The sequence below is a fragment of the Bradyrhizobium sp. USDA 4353 genome (genome assembly GCF_054063215.1).
Genome location: NZ_JBSSGB010000001.1, coordinates 2,765,883 through 2,784,684 on the forward strand (window position 1 = coordinate 2,765,883; position 18,802 = coordinate 2,784,684).

An 18,802-nucleotide genomic window follows, 5' to 3' on the forward strand; every position below is an offset into this window, starting at 1 on the left:
GCCGGCAGTCTTTGTTGTCAGGACGTCAGGCTAGTGCATCGCGAGGCGAGAGACTAGCCGGCGACCTCCTTCAGGCGTGCGATCAGCTCGTCGACGGCCTTCTCGACCGGCACCTTCTCGCTGACCACGCGGTTCATCGCTTTCGCCCAGACGTTCTCGTTGTTGAGAATCGTGAACTTGTAGTTCTTGGTGAAGTCGAACGGCGAGGTGCCGCCGGTGAACTGGGTGTAGACGGCCTTGCGATGGCGGTCGGCCTGCCAGAACGGGCTCCTCTGGCCGGCCGTCGTCACCGGGAACCAGCGGCCCAGCGCGCCCTCGACGTAGGGGCCGAGGTTCTCCTCCTGCATCAGGAACTTGATGAACTCCTTGGCCTGCGCCTTGTTCTTCGCGTTCGAGAAGACGAGGCCGGTCTTGACGTCCGAGCGATACTTGATCGGCGTGCCATCGGGCTTGTTGGGGAAGGACGCGGTGATGATGTCCTCCTCATAGGCCTTCTTGCCGGCGGCGCGCTGCTCGGGCGTCAGCGACTGGTTGGTGGAGTCCTCGAACCACTTCGCCGCGATCGAGATCGTGAAGTTGTGGGTCATCACGATGGTCTTGTTGTGGAAGGCGACGTTGTTGTCGGGATCCTTCCAGGTCGTCGACGACGGCGGCGTGCAGCCCTTGATGTAGGTGTCGGTATAGTCCTTCAGCGCCTTGACCAGGCCCTCGCGGACCTTGGGATCGTCGACCAGCAGCTTGCCGTCGTCGTCCACCAGCTTGACGTTGTAGGCGTCCATGAAGGTGTAGAACGACTGGAAGGAGTCGGTGGACTCCACGCCCATCGGCTGACCGACGCCATAGATGCGCTGACCGGTGGCCTTGCGGATCGCCGGCTGCACCTTGTCGCACCAGAACGTCCAATAGTCCTCCCACTTGGTCGGGATGTCGGCCTGCTTGAAGCCGGCCTTCTCCAGCATGTCGCCCCAGATCTCGACATGCATGCTCTGCTGCTTCAGCGGGAAGCCGTAATAGGCCTTCTTCTTGGCGACGTTGTTGAAGAGATAGGCCGTCTCGATCGTATTCGGGGCGAAGGCCGATTTCATCGGCTCCAGGATGTCGCTGAGATCCTCGAGCTTGCCTTCATAGGCCCATTTGCCCTGGGCCTGGACGTCGTAGGTGTCGGCATAGGCGACGTCGGGCACGGTGCCGGAATCGAGCGCGGCGACCGTCTTCGGGATCATGTCCTGGATCGCATATTGCGACAGCTCGACCTTGATGCCGGTCTTGGCTTCGAATTTCTTGACGACATTGAGCAGCGCATCGTCCTCGGACTTGTAGAAGCCCTTGCTCCACCAGATGGTGATGGTGTCCTGAGCGACGGCTGGTGCTGCAGCGCAAAAAAGCCCGGCGGCTACTGCGATTGAAAGCGCACCCATTCCCCTGGATTTCACGTGTCTCTCCCTGATCCGCCGATCTTGCATGATCGGTTGTGGGCGGAGACTAGCTCACGGGGCGGACGCGATCCAGAAGTAATATATCAGACATAGGTCGAGGCGCGGCGCGCGGCGGATCACGCTTAACGCGCGCGAGAGAAAGAGCTGCGATCAGTTCTGTTTTGTGGGACTCTCGCTCGTCGGCGCATCGGCCGGAGGCGCGTTGTCCTGCTGAGCAGGACGCAGCCCGCCGGTGAAGCGCTCCAGCACCGAGCGCACCGCGTCGCGGGTCTTGCGATCCTTCACGGCATCGAGCAGCGGCGCCGCTGCCGGGGCGCGGCGGATCAGGCTTTCCGGATCGGGGAAGATCAGCGGATCTTCCCAGGGGCCCTGCACCACGAACGGCAGCTCGAAGCCGTTGCCGCCATTGCCTGCCGACAGCAGGCTCGCGACGCCCTTGAAATCATATTCGCGGCTCGGCACCGACGCGGTGCCGGTCATGGTGATCCGCGCGGTCGGGCTCTCGACCCGGATGTCGTCCGCAGTGGCGACGCCGTCGGCGAACTTCACCGCGACCGTCAGCGAGTCATAAGGCGTCGATCCCGTGCGGAAATTGCCGCCACGCGACAGCGGACTGCGCTCCAGCCGCTTCAAAAGCTGCTCGACATTGAAGCCGGAGATCGCGCCGTCGCGGCCTTGCAAAGTGGCGCTGCCGTCGAGCGATTGCGCAAGCCCGAACGGGCTCGAGCCGGACGCCGTCAGCGAGACGTTGAGATTGCCGCGCCCGGACAATGAGGACACGCCGAACATCTCGTTGGCGCAGGCCTGCAGGTCGACATCGTTGAATTGCAGCTCGGCCTTCACGTCGGCGACCGTGTCGGCCCGCGCAATGCCGAACGAGCCGCGCACGATGCCGCCATACATCTGCGCTTCGCCCACCGACAGCGCGAGCACGCCGTTGCGCAGATTGGCGCCGAACGCCGTGCGTCCGATTTTGGAGGACCCCACGGTGACCTTTGCGGCCGATAGCCGCATGTCGAGGTCGGTGGTCGACAGCGCCTTGAGATCGAACAGCTGCCGGTTCCAGTCGCGCGCGCCATTGGCGAGCAGCCGGAAGGTCGAGATATACGGCGTGAAGTCGAGCGCATCGGCCGCAAGCGTCGCCTGCAGCGCTTGCCGGCCGTTGTTGGCGTAGGTCATCACGCCCTCGGCCGTATTGCCGTCGAGCTCGACATTGACATTGGTGAGCGCGATCGAGGCGCCGACCACATTGGCCCGCGCCCGCAGCGCGAACCTGCCGAAGCCGCCGCCGCCGAGCGGCGTCTGTCCGGTCCAGCGCAGCGCGTCGCGCAGCGAGGGGCTGTCGACCGTGAGCGTGCCCTCCATCAGCGCGCTGGTGCGGTTGGCGACCGTGCCGTCGAAGGCGACCTTCAGCGGCGGGCTCGCGAGGCGCATCTTCAGGCCGGAGCGGTCACCGGACAACGCCGCGAGGAAGTCGCTGACGCTGATCGAGCCCTCGATGCGCTGGCTGCGCCAGTCGAATTGCCCGGTCGCCGCGAAGGAGCGCGAGATCGAGGGCCAGGCCAGCGACAGGTCGATGTCGTCGAGCCGCTCGGAGGCATGATGGCTCGAATCCTCGTAGACCAGGATGCCGTCCTGGATGCGGATCTCCGAGAACGACATCTGGCTGTCGGGACCCGGCCGCATCGTGCGCGCGATGGTCTCGATGAAGGGCGTCCAATTGCTGTTGCCGTCAGCCTCGCGGGTGACGTTGATCTGCGGTCGCAGCATCATCACGTCGGCGATCTCGAAGCGCTGCAACAGCAGCGGCAGCAATTGCAGATTGGCGGTCAGCACGTCGACGCGCAGCGCGGGGTCATCGGCGCCGCTGCCCTTCAGGCCGACATCGTGGAACGAGACGTAGCTGCCGGGGAACAAGGAGACGTCGATATGGCCTTTGACGACGAGCTCGAGCCCGGTCACGGCGCGGATCTGAGTCTCCACGGCCTGCCGCAGTGCCTCACGATTGACCAGCCAGGAGCTCGCGAGCAGGCCCACGAAGGCAATGCCGAGCAGCACCGCAATCGGTGTGCCGAGGCGCCTCATTGCTTGGGCCATGGTCACGGACATGTCCTGGTTACGTCGGATCGCTGGTGAGAGAGGATGGGCAGGGCGCGCCGAAAACCCTTGCCAACATCAACAACTTGATGCGTTTTCTTGACGCTTTCAAGGCCGCGCCGTTGGTGTGGCTGGATTAGGGCGGAGGCCACGAATCGCAGCCCCCGGATCATTCCGGGGCCGCGCGCCGCTGCGACTGCTAATGCAGGACATGCCCGTTGGGAAGGCATCATTGACGCATTGCGAAGATTTCGCCTAATAATCCGGTCGATATCCGCGCCGTCCTCGCTTTGCATCAGGTCATTCCCGTATGAACAAGGTCTATCCGGACGCCAAATCCGCCCTTGCCGGCCTCCTCAAGGACGGCATGACCATCATGTCCGGTGGGTTTGGCCTTTGCGGCATCGCCGAAACGCTGTCCGATGCCATTCGTGATTCCGGGGTGAAGAACCTCACCGTCATCTCCAACAATGCCGGCGTTGATGGCATCGGCCTCAGCCGATTGCTGGAGACGCGGCAGATCAAGAAGATGATCTCGTCCTATGTCGGCGAGAATAAGCTGTTCGCACAGCAATATCTGGCCGGCGAGCTGGAGCTGGAATTCTGCCCGCAGGGCACCCTGGCCGAGCGCATCCGCGCCGGCGGCGCCGGCATTCCGGCCTTCTTCACCAAGACCGGCGTCGGCACGCTGGTCGCCGAGGGCAAGGAAGTGCGCGAGTTCGACGGCGAGAAATATCTGATGGAGCGCGGCCTGTTCGCCGACATCGCGATCGTGCACGCCTGGAAGGGCGATACTGCCGGCAACCTCGTCTACCGGAAGACGGCGCGCAACTTCAATCCGATGATGGCCACGGCGGCCAAGGTGACGATCGCGGAGGTCGAGCATCTCCTGCCGGCCGGCCAGATCGATCCCGACCACATCCATACGCCGGGCATCTTCGTGAAGCGCATCATCCAGGTCGGCACCGCGCTCAAGCGCATCGAGCAGCGCACCGTCCGTAAACGTGAAGCCGCCGCTGCAGCGGGGGAGGAAGTCTGATGGCCTGGACGCGAGAGCAGATGGCGGCGCGCGCCGCCAAGGAGCTGCGGGACGGCTACTACGTCAATCTCGGCATCGGCATCCCGACGCTGGTTTCGAACTACATCCCGCCGGGCGTCGACGTGGCCTTGCAGAGCGAGAACGGCATGCTCGGCATGGGTCCGTTCCCGTTCGAGGGCGAGGAGGATCCCGACCTCATCAACGCCGGCAAGCAGACCGTCACCGAGCTGCCGATCACGAGCTACTTCTCCTCGGCGGATTCCTTCGCGATGGTCCGCGGCGGCCATATCGATCTCTCGATCCTCGGCGCCATGCAGGTCGCCCAGAACGGTGATCTCGCCAACTGGATGATCCCGGGCAAGATGGTGAAGGGCATGGGCGGCGCGATGGATCTCGTCGCCGGCGTCAAGCGCGTCGTCGTGGTCATGGAGCACAGCGCCAAGGACGGCCCGAAGCTGCTCAAGCAGTGCACCTTGCCGCTGACCGGCGAGCGCGTTGTCGACATGGTGGTCACCGATCTCGCGGTGTTCACGATCGACAAGCACGGCAATGACGGCATGGCGCTGATCGAGCTCGCCGACGGCGTCACGCTCGACGAGGTCAAGGCCAAGACCGAGGCCGAATTCCGCGTCGCGCTGAAGAACACCTGAGGCGCTACCAGCGGCGGCAGAGCATCTCTGCAACCTTGACCGCGAGCCGGCACGCCGCATTGGTGCGCGCGCTCGTGGCAGCCTGCGGCGGCAGCTCCAGGCTGTGGAGCACGAGGCAGGGGATGTCGTGGCTGAGGCAGATCAGCCCCGTCACATAGGCAGTGTCGTCGGTGGCGAGGGCACCCGGGATGGCCGCCGAGATATCGGCATCGCTGCCGCTCCCGTTTGCGCGTCACCGTCATTCCCTCGAAGAACACGCCGATCTCGTCGAGCATCGTCGTCGCGGCCTCATGCGCAAGGCGGCAAAGCTCCGGGTCGGCCGGGAGGATCATGCTGCCTTCGTGCCGAACCGGCGGCTCGGCGATGCTCAGCGCATCCCGCAGCTTGATCTCGATCCGGAACGGCGCGACCGACGTCGCAATCACGAGATCGCCCGGGCCGGCGCCGACGAAGCGGGCGCCATGAGTGGCCTGCGCCAAGGCCGGTCCGAGGGCTCGCGCGCGTCCCGGCATGATGACCCAGCGGGCGCCGTGCTCCTCGATCGCGACGGCTGTTGCGCTGGCCACCTCGGTCATGGATCGCCCGAGGCAGATCACCGCATGGAAGCAGGCGTGACGGATGATCGCGCGGGTGGCGTTGCGCTGCTCGATCAGCGTGCCCGGTCCCATCGCCTGGATCAGGCCTTCGATGTCATCAGGCGTGCCGACGACAAAGCCGATCGTGTGGGCCTTGGCGTGGAGGAAGCGTAGCGCGTCGAGCATCGCATTGATGCTGGCCTTGTCGCGCTCGTCGAGCTGCGGCCATAGCGCCTCGAGCACGTCGAGCGAGGCCTCGATGCTGGCACCGATCACACCCTGGCTGAGCGGACGGCCGGGCGTCTCGCAACGATAGAGCTCTTCCAGCGTCTGCAGCACCGTCCGCCGGTCCTTGATCGCGGCAGCGCCCTGCAGGATGCGTGCGAGAACCATTGCGCGCTTGCTGGGCTCGAGCGGCACGGCCAGCCAGGCGAAATCGGCAAGCTCGGCTGCCTGCTCGCTGGCAGCGCGCTGAAACTCGCCGACGACCTGGCCATAGTGCCAGCTGAGCTGCCACGGCGTCACCTGCCGGCCGCGATACCGGCCGCGATCGATCCGTTCGAGGGCCTGGGCCTGCAGCTCGTGGCGCAGGTCAGGATCGAAGCCGGCCGCGCGCGTATCCAGCAGATGATGCGCGCGTGTCGCGACAGCCGGACCGAACCACTCCTGGTCGGGATCTCCGACCGCAAGCCCGCTCGGCATGCGGATGTGCACCGTTCGGCGAAACTGATCCAGCTCGCGCTTTGCAACCCGTGCCGCGGTGTCGGAGACGCTCTCCACTTCGCAGAACGCGTCGACGACGCTGGCCCAGTCCCAGAAATCATCGCCATAGAACGGAATGCGGTATTGCCGGCTGGCGACGATCCGCGCGCAGATCTCCTCGATGTGCTGTGCGACCCGATCGAGAATGTCACGGCGCGCCAGGGCCGGGTCGGTCAGGCATTGATGGACGATGCGCGCCGCATCGGCATTCACCACGTGCCAGTCCTTGGCGGGGAATTTCGGCGTCTTCAGCAGATATTCCAGCGCGTCGACCAGGCAGCGTCCGGCCAGCGCGCGCGGCGAGTTGTCGTCGAACCAGCTGGTATTGCCGATGCCGTACCCATGCAGGTCGGACGTGAAGAAGACCGGCGGATGTCGAGAAACCACGCTCGCCTCCTGGTCCGCTCACCGCGTCTTTCATGCAATTGTGTAACGTTTGTAGCTCGATCGTCGCAACCGAAAGTTGATTTTAGGTGACTGTCATTTGTGCCAGTGCTGGAACACCGGTGGTGGCGGCGCCGCCCGCCGGTGATCGAGCTTGCTGATCCCCGCGTTCAGGCGCGGACAGCGCGCATCAAGCGGTTGAGCCGCTGCGCGATGCGCTGGCTCCACGCGGGTTGCTCGCGCACGAGGCGGAAGCCCAGATTGGTTGGTGGTGTTCCAGAGGCGCAGCCGCCGGCGCGCGCGTCACGGATGAAATCGGTCACATAGGCCCGGTGTGCGCCCTCGGCGAGCCGCACGCCGCAATTGTTCATTGTCTTGATGACGTGGCCGGCATGATCCTGCAGCTTGCGACTGAAGCAGGTCGAGGTCCATTCCCAGACATTGCCGGCGAGATCGGCGACGCCATGCTCATTGAGGCCGAAGCTGCCGAAGCTCCGTGGCTTCGGATCATCGGGCAGCGCGGCTTCCCGCTCATAGCGGGCGATCCAGCGCCGCGAGGGGTCGGAATCATCGACTGCGACGCCGTCGTCCTTGAAGCGGCTGCCGGCAGCATGGGCCCACTCGGCATCGGTCGGCAGGCGATAAATGTGTCCGGTCTTGAGCGAGAGCCATTCGGCATAAGCGAGGGCGTCGAGCCAACTGACCTGCACGGCCGGACGGTCGATGGCGATGGCGACGTCGCGATCGAGCGCGCGGCACGCACGGGCGTCGACGCAGGCTTGATAGTCCGCTGCGCTGACTTGGTGGGTCATGATCGCAAGCGGACGATCGAAGCGGATCGTGGTGAGGGGGGCCTCGGCCGACCGTCCGTCGCGCAGATGATCGCCGGAGTCACGGTAGCGGAGCGTGCCGGGCGCGATCTCGGTCAGCGCCGGGCCGTCGAAGCCGGCGGGAGCTTGCAGGCCCGCAATGAGCGGGGCCAGGGCAGTCGGGCCGGCGACGCCGACGATGCAGGCGAGGGCGAGCTTGATCTTGAAGGCGATAAGCATGGCAGCACATCGGAGATGGTGGGGGCCGGGATACCGGCCCCCAGGGTCTTGAGTGATGAGCGTCCTGAATGACGAGCGCTGATTAGTTGGTCGAGCCGGTCGGAATCTCCGCCGGAGCCTTCACCTGCGTCATCAGGTCGTCGTTCCACTTGCCCTCGACCTTGAAATGCGCGGTGGCTCCGAGATCGGCCGCCTCGATCAGGTTGTGGGTGACGTAAGCGTAGATGCCTGGCTGCAAGAACTTGTACATCGCCGCCCCCGCTGAGCCGCCGCGGATGAACCAGGTCTCGAGCCCGGTCTCCGGCGGATTGGAGAATTTTCCGGTCTCCCAGACATAGTCGCCATGGCCGCCGATCAAATGCGGGCGGCTGTCGCGATTGGCCTGCGAATGCACGATCAGCACGTTCTCGCCGACATTGGCGGTGAGTGCATTCTTGCCGGTGAGCGCGCCGGCCTTGCCGTTGAACACGACGTGGGTCGGCGTCAGCTTCTTCATGACCTCCTCGGTGTCGCTATAGGCTTCGCCGGGCGAGTCGTAGGACTTGAAATTGCCCTTCTCGTCGCGCGGCACATAGAGGTCCTGCTCGCCGATGTAGTAGACGCGGTCATAGCGCAACGTATGGCCATGGCCGTCATTGAGACCATCGCGCGGCAGCACCATCACGGCGCCGTTCATGCCGGAGACGACGTGCCAGGGGATCATCGGTCCGCCCGGCGCGCAATGATAGACGAACACGCCGGTCCGCGTCGCCTTCCAGCGCAGCACCACCTGCTCGCCCGGATTGATCAGGGTCAGCGCGCCGCCGCCGAGCGCACCGGTCGCCGAATGGAAGTCGATGTTGTGCGGCATGGTGTTGGTCGCCGGATTGACCAAGGTCAGCTCGACATAGTCGCCCTCATGCACGACCATCAGCGGGCCCGGCATCGAGCCGTTGAACGTCATGGCCTGGAAGGTGGTGCCCTTCTCGTCGATCACCATCTTCTTCTCCTGGACCACGAGCTTGAACTCCATGATCTTCGGCCCCTGCTTGGTCGCCTGCTCATGCACATGCACGAACGGCGGGGCAACGAGATCGACCTTCTGGCGCGGCAGCTTGAGGTCTTCGGCCACAGCGGGAGCCGCAAGCATCATCGCGGCGATGGCTGCACTGAGCAGGGCGGTGCGGCGGGTCAACATGGATCGCTCCTTCGTTTGGATCTGTTGTGTGCCGCAAACAGCATGCGCCTGTTGGAACCGAACTTGTTTGTGCTGCAACAAGCAATCTTGCGTTTGCGAAGCCGCTCGGTGCGCTGACGCGCAGGCTTGCGCCCGCAAACCCCTACGTGCCTGCCAATGAGTTGCATCGGCGAGCCACATCTCAGTTCGGAGATGATGATGAAAGCGAGGATCAGGCCGGCCCGGCGCGGCAACCGGATTCAGCGTTCAACTTTGGGGCGCTCGGAATGAAAATAGCCTCGCCCGCAACAGACCCCGCCTCGAAATGAGAGCGTCGCGCCGGGCCAAAGCCCGGGTGGCTGACTGATGGGGTGGTCAGCTCAGCCAGCGCACCGCCAGCAGGACGACGAACGCCACGGCGGCTGCGACGCAGAACAGCGTCGTCATGAACATCGCGAGGTTGCCGAGCAGGCCTGACGGCGCTGAGTCGTCGCGAAAGGATTCGAACCCGTCCGATTGAGGAATATGGCCGCGGATTTCGGTGAGGACGGCGAACAGGCGGATGAGCAGGTCGAGAGCTTCCATTGCTTTTCCTCGAATCGGGGGCACGCGGATGATCCCCGCCAAAACAGGCGGCCACTTTGACCAAGCGCAATGTCGAGGGCGAAAGCCGGGATTTTACTGGTCATCCGACGGGGCATCTGCGGCTGCGTCCTTGAGGAAGCTCAAGGCCGTCTCCATTGCCTTGTGTCAAACACGCCTCAACTCAGGTGGACAGGACATGAGACCAGATCTCGCCGGCATGCTACGGCCAGGAGCGCCTCCCGCGCTACACAAGCTATCCGACGGCGCCGCATTTCTCGGCCGCAGTCGGTCCCTCGACCTACGCCGAGTGGCTGCGCGCGATCCCGGCCGATGCCACGGCATCGCTGTACCTGCATGTGCCGTTCTGCCGCGCGATGTGCTGGTATTGCGGCTGCAACACCATGGTCGCCAAGCGCGACGAGCCGATCGCCGTCTATGAGTCCGCGCTGCGCTGCGAGATCGACATGGTCGCGCGCCAGATCGGCCGTCGGCTGCCGGTCGGGCACATTCATTTCGGCGGCGGCACGCCGACGATCATGGCGCCGGAATCCTTCGTCGATCTCGTCGGCTCGCTGCGCCATTCCTTCTCGGTGCTGCCGACCGCCGAGGTCGCGATCGAGATCGATCCGCGCACGCTGACGCCGGCGATGATCACTGCGCTGGGGACGAGCGGCGTCAACCGCGCGAGCCTCGGCGTGCAGAGCTTCGATCCGGTGGTGCAGAAGGCGATCAACCGGGTGCAGAGCTTCGAGCAGACCGCCGCGGCGACGACAGGGCTGCGCCGGGCCGGCGTGGCCGGAGTCAATTTCGACCTGATCTACGGCCTGCCGTACCAGACCGTCGCCTCCTGTCTGGACACGGTGCAGCGTGCCGTCGAGCTGCGCCCCGACAGGCTGTCCGTGTTCGGCTATGCGCATGTGCCGTCATTCAAGACGCATCAGCGCAAGATCCCGGATTCGTCGCTGCCCGACAGCCTGGAGCGCTATGATCAGGCGTGTGCGATCAGCGATACGTTGAAGGAGTCCGGCTATGTCCAGATCGGTCTCGACCATTTCGCCTTGCCGACCGATGCGATGACGATTGCCTTCCGCGAAGGCCGGCTGCATCGGAATTTCCAGGGCTACACCACCGACGCCAACGACCTGCTGCTCGGCTTCGGCGCCTCGGCCATCGGCCAATTGCCGCAAGGCTACGTCCAGAACGCGCCGCAGGTGCGCGCCTATGAGGAGAAGATCGCCTCCGGCGGCCTCGCCACGGTGAAGGGCTATGGCCTGACCGATGACGACCGGCTGCGGGCCGACATCATCGAGCGCATCATGTGCGACTATGGCGTCGATCTCGACGCGATCTGCACGCGGCATGGCACGGCAACCGATGCGATGCTGCAATCGGCGCCGCGGCTGCAATCGCTGATCTCCGACGGCGTGGTCGAGCTCAACGGCAGCGCGCTGGCGGTGACCGAGCATTCCCGGTTCCTGGTGCGCAGCGTGGCCGCGGCCTTCGATGCGCATCTCGATGCGTCGAAGCAATTGCACAGCCGCGCCGTGTAGCGAGCCTGCCGCACTGCTTGTGCCGCGACAAAGACGAGGCAGGCCGCGCCGGTTACCATTCACGTTCGAATGGAGGCGCGCATGCCTATCACCTTTGACGAACTGGTCGACGACGTCATGCGGCGCAAGCCGGAGACGATCCGCGTCTTCATTGCGTTTAAGATGCGCTGTGTCGGCTGCCCGATCGCCTGTTTCCACAGCGTCGCGGATGCCTGCCGCGAGCATGGTGTCGATCCCGACGCGTTCCTGTCCGCGCTCTGCGCCGGCACCTGATCAGGAGCGCGATGCCGAGGCGTCGGAGCTCTGTTCGGCCAGCAGCACGATCTTGTGCGGCTCCCGCAGCACGATCTTCTGCCGACCGCTTTCGACCAGGCCCTGCTGCTCCCAGCCGGACAGGATCCGGCTCACCGTGTGCAGCGTCGTGCCGGTCATCTGCGCGATGTCCTGCCGGCTGATCGGAAAGTCGATCTGCACGCCGCGATCGAGCTTGCGGCCGGCCTGGTTGGCGAGCCGCAGCAGCGCATGCGCGATGCGCTGCTCGACCTGCTGCGTCGACATCTCGATGACGCGGGCATGGGTTTCCTGCAGCCGCTGGCCGACCGTTTGCAGCGTATTCGCAGCCAGCGACGGGAACTTTGCGACGAGGCGCGGCCAGGCGGCCGATGGCCAGGCCAGCACGATGCTGTCGTCGACCGCGGTCGCCGTCGCCGGATAATGCTGCAGGCCGATCGCCGGCGCGACGCCGAACGTGTCGCCGGGCACGACGTAGCGCACCACGATCTGATCGCCGGTCGGCGTCGTCTTGGTGGCGCGGACATGGCCGTGCAGCAGCAGGAAGAACGAGGTCGCATCGGCGCCCTGCTCGAACACCGCGCCGTTGCGCGGAACACGCGTGGAGCGGGCCTCCCGCAGCACCTCGGTGAGGTCGTCGGTCGAGAGCCCCGCAAACAGCGGCAGATGCGCGACCAGCGAGCGGTCGATGGAAGCCATGATGTTCTCCGGGCGGGGCACGGCGAAATTTGCGCCGCTCCATAACACGATTTCGCGATCGGCCGGAAGTTTGTGCTGGCGCAATCCGTCGCGAGCCATGCGCAACTACATCGGGGGAGGCGCCCCGATCGGCGCGGTTCCCATCGATATCGAGCGAGCATGCCCATGGCCATTCCGCGCAACTATCAAGGCTGGACCGTTCTCGCCAACGGCTTCCGTCCGTTCTTCCTGCTCGGCGCGATCCAGGCCGCGCTCGCGATCGTGGTCTGGCTTCCGGCCTATTATGGCAAGCTGAAGCTGGGCTCGGCATTTGCGCCGCGCGACTGGCACGTCCATGAGATGCTCTACGGCTATTTGCCGGCGATCGTCACCGGCTTCCTGTTCACGGCGATCCCGAACTGGACGGGGCGGCTGCCAATCCGCGGCCTGCCGCTGCTCGCGCTCGTCGTGGTCTGGCTGGCCGGACGTCTCGCGGTGACATTGTCCGCTTTCGGCCCCTGGTGGGCCGCGCTGCTGATCGATGCGAGCTTCCTGCTGCTAGTCGTCCTCGCCGCGGCGCGCGAGATCATTGCGGGCCGGAATTGGCGAAACCTGCCGGTGGTCGCCGCGGTCGGCGTCCTGCTCGCCGGTAAGGTCGCCTTCCATGTCGAGGCGCATCTGCACGGCGCGGCCGACTACGCGATCCGCATCGGCGTCGCCGTGATCGTGCTGCTGCTGGCCTTGATCGGGGGCCGCATCACGCCGAGCTTCACGCGCAACTGGCTGGTGAAGCACAATCCCGGCCGGCTGCCGGCGCCGTTCGGCCGTTTCGACATGATCGTCGTGCTGCTCAGCGCGCTGAGCCTGCTCGGCTGGATCGTGGCGCCGGACAGCGCAGCCATTGGCGCTGCGCTCGTCGTCGCGGGCGTGCTGCATGCAGTCAGGCTCGCGCGCTGGGCCGGCGACCGGACGCTGCGCGAGCGGCTGCTGGTGATCCTTCACATAGGCTACGCCTTCGTGCCGCTCGGCTTCCTGCTCAATGCCGCGGCGAGCGTCGGATGGGTGCTGCCGAGCGCTGGCCTGCACGCCTGGATGGTCGGGGCTGCCGGGATCATGACGGTCGCGGTGATGACGCGCGCCACCCTCGGCCACACCGGTCAGGCGCTCACGGCCTCGGTCGCGACGCAGGCGATCTATCTCGGCATCATCATCGCTGTGGTGACGCGGGTCTGCGCCGTGCTGGCGCCGGCGCATGCGGGCGCGCTGCTGCACGTCGCGGCGTTGGCCTGGGTCATCGCCTTTGCCGGCTTCGCGCTGGCGTTCGGTCCGCTGCTGCTCGGCCTCAAGCTGCGTGCGCTGGCGATCCGCTCCGCGGGATCGGCTCAGCCCGTGCTCTGATTGCGCGCCACCGCGCGCGAGAACACCACCTCCATCAGCGTGCCGGATTTCGGCGCCGCCTTGACGTGGAATTGCGCGCGGTTGGCTTCGACCAGGGCCTTGGTCAGCGACAGGCTGAGGCCCGCGCCCTCGGAGCTCAGCTCGGCTCCCGCACTCGCGCGGAACGGCTCGAGCGCCGCGGCCACCGCCTGATCGTTCAGCCCATGGCCGGTGTCGCGCACGCGCAGCAGCACCTCGCCGAAATCGGACAGGGCGGTCGAGACGATCACCTGGCCGCCGGCATTGGCGAGCGAGATCGAGGCCGAGATCAGGTTCATGGCGATCTGCCGCAGCGCCCTCGCATCGGCGACGACGGGCGGCAGCACCTGCGACAGCGAGGTGCGGATGATGATGCGCGCCCGGTTCGCCTGCGGCTGCATCACCGCGACGCAGCTCTCGACCAGCTCATTGAGGTTCTGGCTGGTGAAGGCGAGCTCGAGCTTGCCGGTCTCGATGCGCGACAATTCCAGCAGGTCGTCGATCAGCGACACCACGCGCTCGCCGGAGGCGCGGATGTCCTTCATGTATTCGGCGTAGCGCGTGTTGCCGAGCGTGCCGAAGCGCTCGCCGATCATCACCTCGGCAAAGCCGATGATCGCATTCAGCGGCGCGCGCACCTCGTGGCTGATCCGCGCCAGCATGTCGGCCTTGGCATTGGCCGCGCGGTCGGCGACGCGCCGGGCCTGCAGCAATTCGTTCTCGCCGCGGCGGAGCTGCGACAGATCGCGGAACACCGCGAAGAAATTCGGACCCTCCGGCCTGGTGCGGCCGATCGTCATCGACAGCGGGATGGCGCCGCCCTGGGCGACCTTGCCGAGCACCTCGTGGCCCTGGTCGCGCACGCCCGACGCACCGGCCTGCTGCACGCAATCGAGATAGTCGAGCACGAGCCGGGCGCTCTCGGGCGCGAACAGCTCGATCAGGTTGCGCCGAACCAGCTCAGTGCCGTCATAGCCGAACAACGCCTCCGCGCTGCGATTGCAGGCGTGAATGTTGCCGCCGGCATCGAACATCAGGATGCCCTCGGCGGTGACGTCGAGGATGGCAGCGAGATCCTCGGCCTCGGCGTGACCGGCGGCCGGAGGCGGCGGCACCACGAGCGCGGCTTGTGCTGCGGGTGGAGGCGCCGGTGCGGCTTCCGTCGTTGGCGGCAGCGCCGCGGCAGGGCCGGAGGTCGGCGCGAAGATCAGCGCGTGCGCGGTGTCGCCGTCCCAGGTGATCGTGAACAGGCGCGCCTCGGCCTTGATCTCCTCGCTGGAGGAGCCGTCGGCCGCCGAGATCGTCACCGGCGTGCCGGTTTCGGATCTGTTGGAGGATCCCGAGCCGCCCGGCTCGACATAGAGCGCATCGAGGCCGCCGGCCTGCTCGAGCGCCGGCAGGTCGGCATAGCCCATCTGCTTGAAGAAGGCGGGGTTGGCATAGAGCAGCCGGTCGAGCCGGTAGATCAGCATGCCCGTCGGCAGCAGGTCGAGCAGGATGCGGTCGCGCTGGCTGTCCCCCTGGGCCGGCGGCGCCTCGGGCGTCAGCCACTCCGTCTGCAGCCCGCCGCCGTGCTCGCTCGTCGCGTCGGCCTTGGCCGACATCTCGTCGTGCTGAGTTGGTCCAAAGGGATCACTCACGCGCGGCGCCATCTCGTGCGCTGGGCCGGGAAGGTCCGTGTTGCGGACCTCACCTTCGAGCCGGGCCGACAGCTGGCGCGCAAGTTCATGAAACGCATTGTTCTCCACCGGCGTCAGCGCCGGAAGCTTGCTCTCGCCGAGGGCGCGGAACGGCACGACGTTTCCGGCCGCCTCCAGGCCGACACCATCCATGTGGGACGCGTCCGTCGCGATGGAAGCATCCCGGGCTGACAGCGTGATGTTGTCCCGCCGTGGCGGCACATCTGCGGCCGGCCCATGGTCGGATTGCGCAAGCTCTGCAGGTGCAACATCAGCCGCAGCAGGATCGGTCCCGCCGTCCTGCGACGCCTCGGCCGTGCCCGGCCGCAGCGCCTCCAGCCGGTTCAGGGTGTCGAGATCCCGGCAGACGCCGAAGCCACGATAGCCGGAATAGGTCTGCTCCCGGGTGAGGACCGGCAGCCCCGAGAGCTCGACGGCAAGGCGCTCGCCGCTGTCGTCGGTCGGCCACGTCACGACGAGGTTGCTCCAGGTCTGCCGCGATTCGATGGCGGCGCTGACAAGACCATCCGGATCAAGTCCAAGTCTCTCGCTGATGTCGTGCCAGGGCTGGCCGAGCAGGGCTGCGCTCCGTGCGCCGATCAGGCGAACGAACTCATCGGAGCCGACCGAGAACCGCCCCTCAGCATCCATCTCCCAGGAGAAGCGCAGCGGATGGCGGCGCGCGCGCGTCGACGCCTCATCCGAAACGGCGCTGGCGTTATCGTCGGCCTGCGGCATCGGCGGCGTGGCGGCCTCGGTCGCGCGGTCCTCGCTGGCCGCAGCCTGCGATGGCGCGAATGCGGAGGGATGCAGGTCGGCCGTGGTCCGCGACACCAGCGGCTGCGGCTCGAACCGCTCCGCCTCGGCGGGCTCGTCGATCAGGAGGAATTCAGCCGGCGCTTCGTTCGACAAAGCGGGAGCTTCATAGTCGGTGTGGCGTTCGGTCATGTCGTCCATCGAAGGAGCAGGCGGAGGCTCGGCCGCATCCGCACCGGCGATGTCCACCGGGGGCGGTGATGCCGGGGAGGCATCGGGAGCGAGCTCTGCATCTTGTGGGAGCGCCGGGCTCGGCGCGTCGATCTCGTCAGGCCTGATCGGGACGGGCATCGCGACCAGCCCGGTCTGACTGCCGCTGCCGACACGGCACAGCAAAGCGCGCTCCGCGCCGAGCGTCACCTCGGCGAGACCATCGGCCAGCGCCGCGTGTCGGGCTGCGGCAAATTGCGGATCGCTCAGGTCGTGCATGCCGAACAACTGCCGCCCGGCCGCGCTGATGCCGGCGAACTGGCCGTCCTGGGTGAACGCGATCAGCGCATGCGTGCTGTTGTCCACCAGCCGCTTCAGACGCTCGGCCAGCGGAACGCTGCGCCCGGTGCTGTCGGTGCTGCTGATCAGCACGGCCCGGGTGCCGTCCGCCAGATCGAGCCTGGCGCAGCCGCAGGTCGCGAGCGTGCCGAGAGGCGCGCCGAAACCGCGGATACGTTCGAGCCGCAGCGCGCCGGTCTCCGGCAACCGTCGCGCCAATTGCGCGACCTGGCGGCGATGCTGATCGGCCGGTCCGAACGTCCTGGCGCTCAGCGCCGCGCCATGGCTCGCGCCGAAGACCCGCGCCCCCATTGCATTCGACCACAGCACGCGGCTGCCATCGGCCGACCACAGCCACGCCGGCAGGCTGCCTGCTGCGTGGACCGCCAGCCGGGGATCGCTCAGGACCTGCAATTCGAGATCGGCGTTGGGATCGGCGTGAGTCATGGGCAAAGACGAACGACTCTTCTGACTTTCATCGGTGGCCGGAACTGGCAGCGTTAAGAATTCGTTACTATCGCGCGTTTTGAGGGCAGAGGTCCACGGCCCGGCGACCGCGAGGTCCTGCTAAAGCTTGGATAACCTTAATGTGTTCCCGGCCTGTCCTCGGCGCTGCAAACCCGGACGCGCGCGGCCTTTTGCATTGCAAAAGCGCCCGACGCCGTCACGATGCGGATGGGACCGGCAGGCTAAGGTGACCGGCGCGACCCCGATGCGGGTCGCGTCTCGCGGGCCGGTTTGGGCAACAGGAGGAGGGACAGATGACGGACGACGGACGCCGATTCGAGATTCCGAAGGACATGCGCGCCATGGCCGAGGCCGGCCTCGACCAGGCCAGGCAGACGTTCGAGAAATTCCTGGCGGGCGCCGAAGCCACCGCCGGCTCGCTCGAGGAGCGCGGCGCCACGGTGCGCGCCGGCGCCAAGGACATCGGCGCCAAGGTCCTGTCCTATGCCGAGAAGAACGTGCAGTCCTCGCTCGACTACGCCCAGTCGCTGGTGCACGCCAAGGATCTGCCCGAGGTGCTCCGGCTGCACACCGACTACATCCAGGGCCAGATGCGATCGCTGGCCGAGCAGGCGACCGAGATGGGCCAGGCGATCCACAAGGCCGCGGTCGACGCCGCCAAGCCCAAAGCTTGAAGGCCTGCGCATCTCGTCGTGCACGCATGGATTGAGCGGCGCGTCCCTTCGTGGGCGCCCCGCGACAAAGAGTTCCAGATATCGGAATTAGTCGTTGCGTTGCACAAATTCGACACGATATAGCTCTACGCGAGGTTGTTACCTCCCAGGGGCGGTTCCTCTGCGTGATCCGAAAGTGACGTCTCGTTGCCGGGACGATTCAGCCTTAAATGTTCCCAAGGATGCATGCCATGACCAATGCCACCGATCCTTTCTCTGCATCGATCATCCCGTTCGAGGTGCCCGAGCAGGTGCGCGCGCTCGCCGAGAAAGGCGTGTCGCAGGCCCGCGAGAACTACGCCAAGTTCAAGGACGCGGCCGAGACCCACAATTCGGCCATCGAGGCGTTCTTCGCCAACGCCAGCAAGGGTGCCGGCGCCTATTCGTCCAAGGTGATGGAGTTCACCAAGGCCAACACCACCGCCTCGCTCGACTTCGCCCAGGAGCTGTTCGGCGTGAAGTCGCCGTCGGAAGCGCTGGAGCTGTGGGCCGGCTTCGCCCGCAAGCAGTTCGAGGCGTTCACCGCCCAGGCCAAGGAGCTCGGCGAGCTCGGCCAGAAGGTTGCCATCGAGACGGTCGAGCCGATCAAGGAAAGCGCCACCAAGCTGTTCAAGCCGCGGCGGCCTAAAGTCCAACCCTTGAGCCCCGCTCGGCGCCCCCAAGGCGCCAGCGGATGGCCGCGAATCCCGAGCCCGGCGCGCCCCGCGTCCGGGCTCGATCGTTTTCGAGCCCGCATTCTGGGCAGCCCCGCGAAAGCGCTCACAAAGGCAGCAAAAAACCGCGGGGAGGCGGCCGACTTTATCCGTTCTCGGACTTGCCAAATCCCCCCATTGCACCTAGTTTCCGCCCCGTTCGGGCGCCCCCTCTCGCGGGGCTCTGCCCGTTGCGGATGCAGTTGTAGCTCAGTTGGTTAGAGCGCCTGTCTGTGGAACAGGAGGTCGGTGGTTCGAGCCCACCCAACTGTACCAA

Annotated in this window: 15 protein-coding genes, 1 tRNA gene and 2 pseudogenes; 10 read left to right on the top strand and 8 right to left on the bottom strand. The window is 66.1% G+C overall.

The window, feature by feature from the left end; genetic code table 11:
* Positions 1-53: 53 nt before the first annotated feature.
* Together ACVILH_RS12400 and ACVILH_RS12405 are read right to left on the bottom strand one after the other, a co-directional pair.
* Positions 54-1,433, bottom strand: coding sequence for an ABC transporter substrate-binding protein (locus ACVILH_RS12400; protein ID WP_456713132.1), 1,380 nt, complete (start codon positions 1,431-1,433; stop codon positions 54-56).
* 153 nt (positions 1,434-1,586) lie between these two features.
* Positions 1,587-3,533 (bottom strand): AsmA family protein, encoded by a 1,947-nt coding sequence (locus ACVILH_RS12405; protein ID WP_456713133.1) that lies wholly within the window; start codon positions 3,531-3,533, stop codon positions 1,587-1,589.
* Between the two features lie 310 nt (positions 3,534-3,843).
* Between ACVILH_RS12405 and ACVILH_RS12410 the strand changes: the two genes are divergently transcribed.
* Complete coding sequence (locus ACVILH_RS12410; RefSeq protein WP_456713134.1) at positions 3,844-4,572, top strand: CoA transferase subunit A; 729 nt, start codon at positions 3,844-3,846, stop codon at positions 4,570-4,572.
* Positions 4,572-5,222 (top strand): CoA transferase subunit B, encoded by a 651-nt coding sequence (locus ACVILH_RS12415; protein WP_434861163.1) that lies wholly within the window; start codon positions 4,572-4,574, stop codon positions 5,220-5,222. The genes ACVILH_RS12410 and ACVILH_RS12415 overlap by 1 nt, the downstream gene beginning before the upstream one ends.
* Before the next feature lie 4 nt (positions 5,223-5,226).
* On the opposite strand, the gene ACVILH_RS12420 is transcribed toward ACVILH_RS12415, so the two are convergent.
* On the bottom strand, positions 5,227-5,376 hold the full coding sequence (locus ACVILH_RS12420; RefSeq protein ID WP_456713135.1) for a hypothetical protein: 150 nt from the start codon (positions 5,374-5,376) through the stop codon (positions 5,227-5,229).
* A gap of 34 nt (positions 5,377-5,410) precedes the next feature.
* Here ACVILH_RS12420 and ACVILH_RS12425 point away from each other — a divergent pair, with 34 nt between their 5' ends.
* Both ACVILH_RS12425 and ACVILH_RS12430 read left to right on the top strand, forming a co-directional pair.
* Positions 5,411-5,971 carry a hypothetical protein gene (locus ACVILH_RS12425; protein ID WP_456713136.1) on the top strand — a complete coding sequence of 187 codons (561 nt, stop codon included), beginning with the start codon at positions 5,411-5,413 and terminating at the stop codon, positions 5,969-5,971.
* Positions 5,972-6,295: 324 nt separating this feature from the next.
* Positions 6,296-7,036 (top strand): hypothetical protein, encoded by a 741-nt coding sequence (locus ACVILH_RS12430; RefSeq protein WP_456713137.1) that lies wholly within the window; start codon positions 6,296-6,298, stop codon positions 7,034-7,036.
* Between the two features lie 77 nt (positions 7,037-7,113).
* Here ACVILH_RS12430 and ACVILH_RS12435 read toward each other — a convergent pair whose 3' ends face one another.
* The 3 genes from ACVILH_RS12435 to ACVILH_RS12445 form a co-directional block, all read right to left on the bottom strand.
* On the bottom strand, positions 7,114-7,992 hold the full coding sequence (locus ACVILH_RS12435; RefSeq protein WP_456713138.1) for an SUMF1/EgtB/PvdO family nonheme iron enzyme: 879 nt from the start codon (positions 7,990-7,992) through the stop codon (positions 7,114-7,116).
* Positions 7,993-8,074: 82 nt separating this feature from the next.
* A complete protein-coding gene (gene nirK / locus ACVILH_RS12440; protein ID WP_456713139.1) occupies positions 8,075-9,169 on the bottom strand; it encodes a copper-containing nitrite reductase in 1,095 nt (364 codons plus the stop codon).
* Positions 9,170-9,523: 354 nt separating this feature from the next.
* Complete coding sequence (locus ACVILH_RS12445; protein WP_456713140.1) at positions 9,524-9,733, bottom strand: hypothetical protein; 210 nt, start codon at positions 9,731-9,733, stop codon at positions 9,524-9,526.
* A 196-nt stretch (positions 9,734-9,929) separates the two neighbouring features.
* Between ACVILH_RS12445 and hemN the strand changes: the two are divergent.
* Together hemN and ACVILH_RS12455 are read left to right on the top strand one after the other, a co-directional pair.
* Positions 9,930-11,283: pseudogene (hemN, locus tag ACVILH_RS12450) on the top strand (oxygen-independent coproporphyrinogen III oxidase).
* 81 nt (positions 11,284-11,364) lie between these two features.
* Positions 11,365-11,556 (top strand): DUF1858 domain-containing protein, encoded by a 192-nt coding sequence (locus ACVILH_RS12455; RefSeq protein ID WP_456713141.1) that lies wholly within the window; start codon positions 11,365-11,367, stop codon positions 11,554-11,556.
* On the opposite strand, the gene ACVILH_RS12460 is transcribed toward ACVILH_RS12455, so the two are convergent.
* On the bottom strand, positions 11,557-12,273 hold the full coding sequence (locus ACVILH_RS12460) for a Crp/Fnr family transcriptional regulator (RefSeq protein ID WP_456713142.1): 717 nt from the start codon (positions 12,271-12,273) through the stop codon (positions 11,557-11,559).
* A 159-nt stretch (positions 12,274-12,432) separates the two neighbouring features.
* Between ACVILH_RS12460 and ACVILH_RS12465 the strand changes: the two genes are divergently transcribed.
* Positions 12,433-13,650 carry an NnrS family protein gene (locus tag ACVILH_RS12465; protein WP_456713143.1) on the top strand — a complete coding sequence of 406 codons (1,218 nt, stop codon included), beginning with the start codon at positions 12,433-12,435 and terminating at the stop codon, positions 13,648-13,650.
* Here ACVILH_RS12465 and ACVILH_RS12470 read toward each other — a convergent pair.
* Positions 13,635-17,099 (bottom strand): PAS domain S-box protein, encoded by a 3,465-nt coding sequence (locus ACVILH_RS12470; RefSeq protein WP_456716960.1) that lies wholly within the window; start codon positions 17,097-17,099, stop codon positions 13,635-13,637. The two genes, ACVILH_RS12465 and ACVILH_RS12470, sit on opposite strands and share 16 nt — an antisense overlap.
* A 314-nt stretch (positions 17,100-17,413) precedes the next feature.
* Between ACVILH_RS12470 and ACVILH_RS12475 the strand changes: the two genes are divergently transcribed.
* The 3 genes and pseudogenes from ACVILH_RS12475 (at position 17,414) to ACVILH_RS12485 (ending at position 18,801) form a co-directional block, all read left to right on the top strand.
* Positions 17,414-17,794, top strand: a complete 381-nt coding sequence (locus tag ACVILH_RS12475) for a phasin (protein WP_456713144.1) — start codon at positions 17,414-17,416, stop codon at positions 17,792-17,794.
* 230 nt (positions 17,795-18,024) lie between these two features.
* Positions 18,025-18,447, top strand: a pseudogene (locus tag ACVILH_RS12480) (phasin); the annotation flags it as partial.
* 277 nt (positions 18,448-18,724) lie between these two features.
* A tRNA-His gene (locus ACVILH_RS12485) sits at positions 18,725-18,801 on the top strand.
* The last annotated feature ends 1 nt before the right edge of the window (position 18,802 follow it).

What these genes read in the sequence shown, in the direction of transcription:
- ACVILH_RS12405 (WP_456713133.1), bottom strand. Translation starts at nt 3,533, where the DNA reads ATGGCCCAAGCAATGAGGCGCCTCGGCACACCGATTGCGGTGCTGCTC.
- ACVILH_RS12410 (WP_456713134.1), top strand. Translation starts at nt 3,844, where the DNA reads ATGAACAAGGTCTATCCGGACGCCAAATCCGCCCTTGCCGGCCTCCTC.
- ACVILH_RS12415 (WP_434861163.1), top strand. Translation starts at nt 4,572, where the DNA reads ATGGCCTGGACGCGAGAGCAGATGGCGGCGCGCGCCGCCAAGGAGCTG.
- ACVILH_RS12425 (WP_456713136.1), top strand. Translation starts at nt 5,411, where the DNA reads ATGGCCGCCGAGATATCGGCATCGCTGCCGCTCCCGTTTGCGCGTCAC.
- ACVILH_RS12435 (WP_456713138.1), bottom strand. Translation starts at nt 7,992, where the DNA reads ATGCTTATCGCCTTCAAGATCAAGCTCGCCCTCGCCTGCATCGTCGGC.
- nirK (WP_456713139.1), bottom strand. Translation starts at nt 9,169, where the DNA reads ATGTTGACCCGCCGCACCGCCCTGCTCAGTGCAGCCATCGCCGCGATG.
- ACVILH_RS12445 (WP_456713140.1), bottom strand. Translation starts at nt 9,733, where the DNA reads ATGGAAGCTCTCGACCTGCTCATCCGCCTGTTCGCCGTCCTCACCGAA.
- ACVILH_RS12455 (WP_456713141.1), top strand. Translation starts at nt 11,365, where the DNA reads ATGCCTATCACCTTTGACGAACTGGTCGACGACGTCATGCGGCGCAAG.
- ACVILH_RS12460 (WP_456713142.1), bottom strand. Translation starts at nt 12,273, where the DNA reads ATGGCTTCCATCGACCGCTCGCTGGTCGCGCATCTGCCGCTGTTTGCG.
- ACVILH_RS12465 (WP_456713143.1), top strand. Translation starts at nt 12,433, where the DNA reads ATGCCCATGGCCATTCCGCGCAACTATCAAGGCTGGACCGTTCTCGCC.
- ACVILH_RS12470 (WP_456716960.1), bottom strand. Translation starts at nt 17,099, where the DNA reads ATGACTCACGCCGATCCCAACGCCGATCTCGAATTGCAGGTCCTGAGC.
- ACVILH_RS12475 (WP_456713144.1), top strand. Translation starts at nt 17,414, where the DNA reads ATGACGGACGACGGACGCCGATTCGAGATTCCGAAGGACATGCGCGCC.